Raw genomic sequence first — 7,893 nt, 5'->3', positions numbered from 1 at the left:
GCCCCCGCCCCCCGGGCACCGGCGGCGACGCGGGTCATGCCGCCGGTGCCCGGGGGGCGGGGGCGGGATGTGGAGGCGACCACGCGGCTCCGGGCGATCCGGCCGCAGGAGCCGGCGCCCGGTGCGGGGCCGGGGGCGTTCGACAGCCTGTTCCGGTCCGCCGCCTCCCACACGCCGCAGGACGACCCGCCGCCGCCGTACTACGGCGAGGACCGCGCGCCGCGCCGGCGGAACCCGGTCGTCGTCGTGCTCGCCGTCGTCGTCGGCTGTGCCGTCGTCGGGCTCGGCGCGGGCGCCGCGCTCAGCGGCGGGGAGGAGTCCCCGACCTCCCCGGTCGAACAGGAGCAGGACCAGGACCAGCAGCAGGACCAGGAGCCCCCGGCCACCGGGAACAACGACGCCGCCGACCCCACCGACGCCGCCGACCCCGAGACCGCCGCACAGGCCCGCGAACTGTCGGCGCTCCTCGACGACAGCAACGACAGCCGCGACAGCGTCATCGCCGCCGTCTCCGACATCCGCGCGTGCGAACGCCTCAACCGCGCCGCCGACGATCTGCGCGCCGCGGCCCAGCAGCGCGAGAGCCTCGTCACGCGGCTCCAGGGCCTCGACGTCGGCGCCATTCCGCAGGGCGACGCCCTCGTCCAGGCCCTCACCGAGGCGTGGCAGGCGTCCGCCGAGGCCGACGAGCACTACGCGGCCTGGGCCGACCAGGCCCGCCAGGACCGGCAGGTCTGCGACGGCGGCCAGGCCCGGCACACCGACCGCGCCACCCAGGGCGACACGGCCAGCGCGCGGGCCACCCAGGCCAAGGAACAGGCGGCCGGGCTGTGGAACCCGGTCGCCCGGGAGCAGGGTCTGCCGGAGCGGGCGGCGGAGGAGCTGTGACGGCACAGATGACCGGAACCCCTTCCCGACAGGCCCGCCGTTCCCGCACCATGGCAGGCATGCCGCTCAACGACATGCCCTGGTGGCGCTGGCGCGTCAGCGTGCGCTCCGCGCTGCACATGCTTTCCGACACCGCGTTCCAGCAGCAGTGCTGGGTGGCGGGCGCCCCCGGGTACGGGGACGTGACCGACGCCGTGTACCGCCTGGTCGAGGACACCTGGCTGGACAACTGGTCGGCCGAGAAGTACGTCGGCACGGTCTTCCGCGACAGCCAGGAGGCGGCCCTCGTGGACGTCGCCGTGCTGCGGGTGCTGCGGATCATGCATCAGGTCGGCGCCGACGCGCCCGTCACCGCCTACCTCCAGCACCACGCCTGGCCGGAGGCCGTCCGCGCGGCGCGTGAGGCCCACACCCGGCTCGCGGTCAACGACGGCGACGACCCCGACGCGCCGCCGCGTTCCCTGGACGAGCTGGCCTCGGTGCTGCACACGGTGTAGCGCCGGTCCGGCGGCGCGATCGCGCGGGAATGTGCCACCCTAGGGCACCATGACCCCCGACCAGGCCGCCGCCCAGACCGACGACTACGTGCTCACCCTCTCCTGCCCGGACAAGCCCGGCATCGTGCACGCGGTCTCCAGCTTCCTCTTCATGACCGGCTGCAACATCGTGGACAGCCAGCAGTTCGGCGACCGTGACACCGGACTGTTCTTCATGCGGGTGCACTTCTCGGCCGTCGAGCCGGTCACCCTGGAGAAGCTGCGGGCCAGCTTCGCGGCCGTCGGGGACACGTTCCAGATGGACTGGCGGCTCCACCCGGCCGGCGAGAAGATGCGCGTGCTGCTGCTGGTCAGCAAGTTCGGCCACTGCCTCAACGACCTCCTCTTCCGCACCCGGATCGGCGCCCTGCCGGTCGAGATCGCGGCCGTCGTCTCCAACCACACCGACTTCGCGGAGCTGTCCGCGTCGTACGGCATCCCGTTCCACCACATCCCGGTGACCGCCGACACCAAGGCGGAGGCCGAGGCGCGGCTGCTGCGCGTCGTGGAGGACGAGGAGGTCGAGCTGGTGGTGCTCGCCCGCTACATGCAGGTGATCTCCGACGACCTGTGCAAGCGGCTGTCGGGCCGCATCATCAACATCCACCACTCGTTCCTGCCGAGTTTCAAGGGCGCCCGCCCCTACCACCAGGCGCACGCGCGCGGCGTGAAGGTCATCGGCGCGACCGCGCACTACGTGACGGCCGAGCTGGACGAGGGCCCGATCATCGAGCAGGAGGTCGAGCGGGTCGGACACGAGCTGACCCCGCAGCAGTTGGTGGCGGTCGGCCGTGACGTCGAGTGCCAGGCGCTGGCCCGCGCGGTGAAGTGGCACAGCGAACGGCGGGTGCTGCTCAACGGCAGCCGCACCGTCGTCTTCGCCTGACGCCCCGGGGAGCCGTCCGGCGTCAGAGCCGGGAGAGCGCCGCCGCGGCGGACAGGACGTCCCGTATCACCGCCGGATCGCCCTCCCCGCCGGAGGCCACCTCATCGGGCGTGATCCGCCCGGCGGCGAGCTGGCAGAACACCACGTCGTCCAGCGCCACATGGGCCACCGCGCCGCGCGCCTCGGTGCGGGAGACGGCGGCGGCGGGGGAGTCGAGCGGTATGTACCAGTGGCCGCCGCCCGCGCCCTCGACCTCCAGGTGGATCGTGCGGCCCGCCGCGCCGGGCGAGGTCGCCAGCCCGGCGCGGCGGCGCCCGGCGATGCTGCCGGGCAGTTTCCGCGCGGCCAGATCGACCAGCAGCCGCAGATGCGTGCCGTACGGCGGCCCGTACGGGTACTCCACGGCGTCGGCGATGTCCCCGGCGTGGATCCAGCAGGCGAACGCCCGGTGCAGGTAACCGTCGGGCAGGTCGCCGGCCGGGCGCGGGGCGTCGCCCCGTTCCGCCGCCGCGCGCACCAGTGCGCGGGTCTGTTCGCGCCACGGCAGCCAGGGGGCGCGCGGTTCGGCGCGCGGTTCGGGCGTTTCGCGCCAGCGGGCCAGGGTGCGGGCGGCCGGGTCGTCACCGGCGCCGCCGTTCCCGCCCGCGCGGTCGGCGAGGGGATCGGGCAGGCCGACCGCGCGGGCCAACAGGCCGTCCCCGGACAGCAGATGGTCGACGACCCCGGCCACCGAGGTGCCCAGGACCTGCCGGCGGTCGCCGTCGAACCAGCGCAACGCGACCGGTGTGCGCCATTCGTCCTCCGCCATGTCGTTGAGCAGTGCGTCGAGTCGGGCGGCCTCCGCGTCCAGCGGCGCGGCCCACGGCGGTACCGGCCACCGGGCGGGGCGGCGGGCGAGGCAGCCTTCCAGGACGCGCACCCGGAGCCTGGGGTCGAGGTCGAGGCAGTGCTGCGGTTCGAGCAGCGCGACGGCCTCGCGCAGCCGGACCGCCTCGTCGGCGCACCGGCCGCAGTCGTTGAGATGGGCCTCGACGCGTTCGGCCTCCTCGGGGGAGCAGGCCGCCAGCGCCCAGGCGCCGAGCAGGGACATCAGGTGGTGGTGGGTGGACATCGGATCGTTCGCCTCCGGAAGCCGGATGGGGATCGTCGCGGCGTCCTCCGCGCCCGGCGGCGGGCCCGCCCGCGTGGACGACCGCACGAAGTCCGCGGACCCGTCGCGGGGGCGCGGTACCCGCGCCGCGTGGTCCCAAGCCCCGTCCGTCGCCGTCTCGTCGGGCTCCCGCCCGGGGCCGGGCCGAGGTGTGGTCACAGGCCCTCCGCGTCGTACTGGTCGGCGGTGGACAGCAGTTGCAGGCCCAGCCGCAGGCGGCGGCGGGCCTCCGCCTCGGTGATGCCGAGGCGGTCCGCCATCTGCCGGCAGTCCTGCCGCTGGAAACGGGTGAGTTCGAGCGCCTCGCGCAGGGGCGCGGGCATGGCGGTCACGATGTAGTCCGCCCGGGCGGCCGTGGACGCCGACCGCACCTGCGCGGCGGCGTCCGCCCGTTCGGCCGCGCTCGCCCGGCCGCCGAGGTCGGCGCGCAGCCGCTGGACGGCCAGCCGGTGGGCGAGACCGGCGATCCAGGTCCGCATCGGCCCGGCCTCCGGGTCGAACCCCTGCGGCGCTTCCCAGATCAGCGCGAACACCTCGCGGGTCACCCGCGCCGCGGCGGTCTCGTCACCGAGCACCCGCTGGGCGATGCCGTGGACGAGCGAGGCGAAGCGGTCGTACAGCTCGGCCAGGGCGGCGGCCTCGCCGCGTTCCAGGCGCTGCCGCATGTCGCGGTCCCAGCGTGGCGGTGTCTCGTGCGCCATCAGGCCCCCAATTCCCGGTCCCCGTCCGCCGTGCGACAACCTCCGGCCCTCCACGTCGCGTCAAATGTAGTGGGCGGGCCGACCGCGCGCGCCCCGCGTGACGATCCGCGCTCCGGGTGCTCCCGGTCGCGGGCCGGGCGTGACCAAACATGACCGGACGTGGAGGACGAGGGGGGAACGCGTGGCGGCGGCGAATGTGGGCAGGCCGCTCGGAGAGAATCGGTTCTCCCGGCGGTGGGGGAGTACACGGATGGACAGCACGAAGCGCACAGATCGCGCGGATCGCACCGAGCGCGTGGACGGCGAAGACAACAGAAGGGGTCCGGCGGCGTGGCGTTGAGAGTGCACGGGGAGCAGCGAGGGGAGTGGGCCGTGCTGCGGGTCGTCGGGGAGCTGGATCTGGCGACGTCGCCGACCGTCCGCCACGGGGTGCACGACGCGGTCGCGGACGGCCGCCGGCGGGTCGTGCTCGACCTGTCCGAGGTGCTGTTCTGCGACTCCAGCGGGGTCGGGATCCTCATCGCCGCGCGCCGGCTGATGCGTTCGTGCGCCGGGGAGTTGCGCCTGATCCTGCCCGCGCGCGGCGCGGAGGACGGCTCGCATGTCAACCGGGTGCTGGCCGCGCTGGGGGTGCGGCGGCTGTTCGACTGCTATCCCGACCTGGAGTCGGCGGTGGACGGGACCGGGACGCCGCTGTCCGCCTGAGCCGCCAAGTGAGCCTTCCCTGAGTAGTGTTCGAGTGGGCGTGGGAGGGTTCGCACACGTCAGCGGGTGCTTACTCCTTTGCGCCGGAATATTCCTGAAGCACTTGTTGTCCGACTCGCGCGTCGCTCATGCTGGCCCCCACCGAGATCGCTCGGTGTGAGGGGATTTGTCCGCCCGGTTCGGATGGTGTGAACGGTGCAGGAGCTGGAAAAGCAGTTGGATGTCGCCCCCGAGCCCTCGGAGGTGGGCCGTGCCCGGCGGTGGGTCCGGGCGCAGCTCGGAAGGGGGCAGCCCTGCCCGGCCCGTCCTGACGCGTCGCAGACGGACACGTTGGTGCTGCTCGTCTCCGAGCTGGTGACGAACGCGGTGGTGCACACCGGCCGTCCGGCCGTGCTGCGCCTGGCCGTGCGCCGCGTGCCCGCCGGGCGGGACGTGCCCGTCCGTCTGGAGGTGGTGGACGTCAGCAGCCGCGCGCCGAGACCCCGGCACGCGGAGGGCGAGGACACCGGCGGGCGCGGGCTGGAGTTGGTGGAAGTGCTGGCCGACCGCTGGGGCTGGCAGCACGAGGGAAAGGGTAAACGGGTCTGGTGCGAGCTGGATTGCTCCCCGGCCGGTTCGCCCGCGGGTGAAGAGGCTTCGGAACCGTCCGAGCCGGGCAGGAAGGTTCCGGCCGGCTATTGACGTCCCGTGTCGGCCTGCTCACCCTGAGAAAGGATTCCGTCCAGTCCGTCGGAGGCCGGATCGGACGGGATGGGGTGATGCGCTGCGAGGGGACGTCGAGGCCCCGCCCGGCGCGGCGGACGCGCCTCGGCGAGTGCGGATCACCCCACCGGGCCCCCTCCCCGCATGGGGAGGGGTGTCCACTCCGGCGGTCCGTTCAGCGCCGCGCGGTCTCCTCGTCGGCCTGCCGCCGGACGATGGCGGCGGCGATCTTGGGGGCGTCGCGCGCCAGTTCGCGCAGGTTGCCGCTGATGGGGTTCGTGAAGCCGATGAAGTACAGCCCCTCGGCGGCCGGATGGGTCTCCGCGCCGTGCACCAGCGGGCCGCCGTCGCCGTCGAGAACGCCGAGGTGCCCGACGAGCGGCGCGAGCCCCCGGCGGTAGCCGGTCGCGGCGATCACCGCGTCGGGGGCGATCGTCTCGCCGTCCGCCAGCACCACCTTGCCCCCGTCGAACGCCTCGACCGCGGCCACCGGCCGCACCAGACCGCGCCGCACCGCGCGCACAAGTCCCGCGTCCACCACGGGGAACGAGCCCGCCCGCGCCCGTGAGTACAGGCCGGTGGCCGGGCGGGGCAGGCCGTGCCCGGCCAGGCCGGTCAGCAGCCGGCCGACGGGCCGGGGCAGCCGGTCCGTCACCACCACCGGCAGCCGTCGGCACAGGATCGCCCCGGCCTGTGAGGGCCAGCCCAGCGTGGCGCGGCGCAGGATGTGCGGCGCCGTCCGCACCGCCAGCCGCACCCGCCCGGCGCCGCCGAACGCCAGGTCCGCGGCTATCTCCGCTCCGCTGTTGCCGGTTCCGACGACCAGCACGTCCCGCCCCTCGAACGGCGCCGGCGACCGGTACGCGCTGGCGTGCAGCAACTCGCCCGCGTAACCGTCCAGTCCGGGCCAGTCCGGCAGATACGGCGTGTGGTGGTGGCCGGTTGCCACCACGACGGCCCCGGCGCGCAGCAGGCGCCCCCCGGTGGCGCGCAACACCCAGTCGTCGTCGCCCGGCCGGGGCCGGTCGATGCCGAAGACCTCGACACCGGCGGCGAGTTCTATCCGGTGGTGCCGGGCGTAGCTCTCCAGGTAGCGCACGAAGTCGTCGCGCCGCACCCAGCGTCCGGCCGAGCGGGGTATCCGCATCCCCGGCAGCGACGACCAGCGGCGGGTCGTGTGCAGCCGCAGGCGGTCGTAGTGGCCGCGCCAGGAGGCGCCCACGTCGGCGGACTTCTCGACCACGACCGTCCGGACTCCCCGGCGCGCGAGCGAGGCCGCGACGGCGAGCCCGGCCGGACCGGCCCCGATGACGTGTACAGGGGACGTAGGCATGTCCATGAGCATACGCAGACGACCCGCCGCCCTCACAGAGGGTGGCGGGTCGTGAACACGTCGGAGCGCACGCCGAGCCGGGGACAGGAACCGGGCGCGGCGCCCGTCCCGTTACTTCGACGGCTTGCGGCCGGTGACGCCCAGGTGCAGCAGCAGCGCCAGCGCCGGCTTCAGCTCCGCCTGCTTGGCGCCCAGCGCCTGAAGGCTCTTCGGCTGCGCCGAGACGGCGGCCAGCATGGTGACCAGGGACCCCGCCAGCGCGGCCGGGGTCGCGACCTGCTCGGCCGACCGGCCCTTGCTCTGGAGGCTCTCGATGGTCTCGGCCAGCGGCTTGACGACGGCGCCCTGCACCCGCGTCCGCATCCGCACGAACCGCCGGTCGCCCTCGGCCGCGCCGAGGTCGATCACGCGCAGGATGGCGTCGTGTTTCCGCCAGAACGCGAGGAAGCCGTCGACCAGCTCCTCGGCGGTCTGCCACCCCGCCTTACCGGCCCAGGGCCGCCCGGCGACCAGCGCGGACAGCTCGGCGCTCTCCCGGACGGTGTCCTCCGCGATCTCCAGCACGGCGGCTTCCACGTCCGGGAAGTATTGGTAGAACGTCGCAGGTGAGGTGCCTGCTTTACGGGCCACGTCGATGACTCTGACGTCGCGGTACGGGGAGGTGCCGAGCATCTTTCCGAGGCAGTCGAGCAGTTTCTGCCGCGTGGCCTGCCCGCGCCGCCCGGCGACCCGGCCGTCGACGGTTGTTACCTGTCCTGTCATGCCAGTCAGCTTATCGACGCGTGATCTAGGCGCGATTTGATCGCATCCGAACGGATGGCGCTGTGGTAGCAGCTCGGGGCATACGGCGCTTTTCGCTGAATTCTCGCGCAATCCAGACCCCGGGTTCGCCGCTGTCAGTGCCGCGGGGAAGAATCTTCCTGGAGGTCCGCCGGGCCCTCCGGTGATGAGATGCTGCTCAGGGCGGAGTACAGCGCCCGAACGGGGAGGTG

Annotated in this window: 8 protein-coding genes and 1 pseudogene; 5 read left to right on the top strand and 4 right to left on the bottom strand. The window is 74.0% G+C overall.

Features of this window, described 5'->3' with window-relative positions:
- The 3 genes and pseudogenes from BN2279_RS03050 to purU all read left to right on the top strand — a co-directional run.
- A pseudogene (locus BN2279_RS03050) lies at positions 1-888 on the top strand (hypothetical protein); the annotation flags it as partial.
- A 50-nt stretch (positions 889-938) separates the two neighbouring features.
- The gene (locus BN2279_RS03045; RefSeq protein WP_059006126.1) at positions 939-1,385 is read left to right on the top strand and encodes an SCO4402 family protein; all 447 of its coding nucleotides are present in this window, start codon (positions 939-941) and stop codon (positions 1,383-1,385) included.
- A gap of 49 nt (positions 1,386-1,434) precedes the next feature.
- Positions 1,435-2,310 carry a formyltetrahydrofolate deformylase gene (purU, locus tag BN2279_RS03040; protein ID WP_059006127.1) on the top strand — a complete coding sequence of 292 codons (876 nt, stop codon included), beginning with the start codon at positions 1,435-1,437 and terminating at the stop codon, positions 2,308-2,310.
- 22 nt (positions 2,311-2,332) lie between these two features.
- Here the strand turns inward: purU and BN2279_RS03035 are convergent, their stop codons facing one another.
- Positions 2,333-3,619: a zf-HC2 domain-containing protein gene (locus tag BN2279_RS03035; protein ID WP_234347347.1), complete on the bottom strand. Its 1,287-nt coding sequence runs from the start codon at positions 3,617-3,619 to the stop codon at positions 2,333-2,335.
- A complete protein-coding gene (locus BN2279_RS03030) occupies positions 3,616-4,164 on the bottom strand; it encodes a sigma-70 family RNA polymerase sigma factor (protein ID WP_104530917.1) in 549 nt (182 codons plus the stop codon). The genes BN2279_RS03035 and BN2279_RS03030 overlap by 4 nt, the downstream gene beginning before the upstream one ends.
- Before the next feature lie 327 nt (positions 4,165-4,491).
- On the opposite strand from BN2279_RS03030, the gene BN2279_RS03025 reads away from it, so the two are divergent.
- Positions 4,492-4,866: an STAS domain-containing protein gene (locus BN2279_RS03025; RefSeq protein ID WP_059006129.1), complete on the top strand. Its 375-nt coding sequence runs from the start codon at positions 4,492-4,494 to the stop codon at positions 4,864-4,866.
- Positions 4,867-5,061: 195 nt separating this feature from the next.
- Complete coding sequence (locus tag BN2279_RS03020) at positions 5,062-5,547, top strand: ATP-binding protein (protein ID WP_059006130.1); 486 nt, start codon at positions 5,062-5,064, stop codon at positions 5,545-5,547.
- Positions 5,548-5,743: 196 nt separating this feature from the next.
- Here the strand turns inward: BN2279_RS03020 and BN2279_RS03015 are convergent, their stop codons facing one another.
- Both BN2279_RS03015 and BN2279_RS03010 read right to left on the bottom strand, forming a co-directional pair.
- Positions 5,744-6,907 carry a flavin-containing monooxygenase gene (locus tag BN2279_RS03015; protein ID WP_079031784.1) on the bottom strand — a complete coding sequence of 388 codons (1,164 nt, stop codon included), beginning with the start codon at positions 6,905-6,907 and terminating at the stop codon, positions 5,744-5,746.
- Positions 6,908-7,012: 105 nt separating this feature from the next.
- Positions 7,013-7,663 (bottom strand): TetR family transcriptional regulator, encoded by a 651-nt coding sequence (locus BN2279_RS03010; protein WP_059006132.1) that lies wholly within the window; start codon positions 7,661-7,663, stop codon positions 7,013-7,015.
- Positions 7,664-7,893: the final 230 nt, after the last annotated feature.

This window comes from Streptomyces specialis (genome assembly GCF_001493375.1).
Taxonomy (GTDB): domain Bacteria; phylum Actinomycetota; class Actinomycetes; order Streptomycetales; family Streptomycetaceae; genus Streptomyces; species Streptomyces specialis.
Note: the sequence above shows the minus strand (reverse complement) of the source record. Positions and strands in the feature narration are given on the sequence as shown.

What these genes read in the sequence shown, in the direction of transcription:
- BN2279_RS03045 (WP_059006126.1), top strand. Translation starts at nt 939, where the DNA reads ATGGCAGGCATGCCGCTCAACGACATGCCCTGGTGGCGCTGGCGCGTC.
- purU (WP_059006127.1), top strand. Translation starts at nt 1,435, where the DNA reads ATGACCCCCGACCAGGCCGCCGCCCAGACCGACGACTACGTGCTCACC.
- BN2279_RS03015 (WP_079031784.1), bottom strand. Translation starts at nt 6,907, where the DNA reads ATGGACATGCCTACGTCCCCTGTACACGTCATCGGGGCCGGTCCGGCC.
- BN2279_RS03010 (WP_059006132.1), bottom strand. Translation starts at nt 7,663, where the DNA reads ATGACAGGACAGGTAACAACCGTCGACGGCCGGGTCGCCGGGCGGCGC.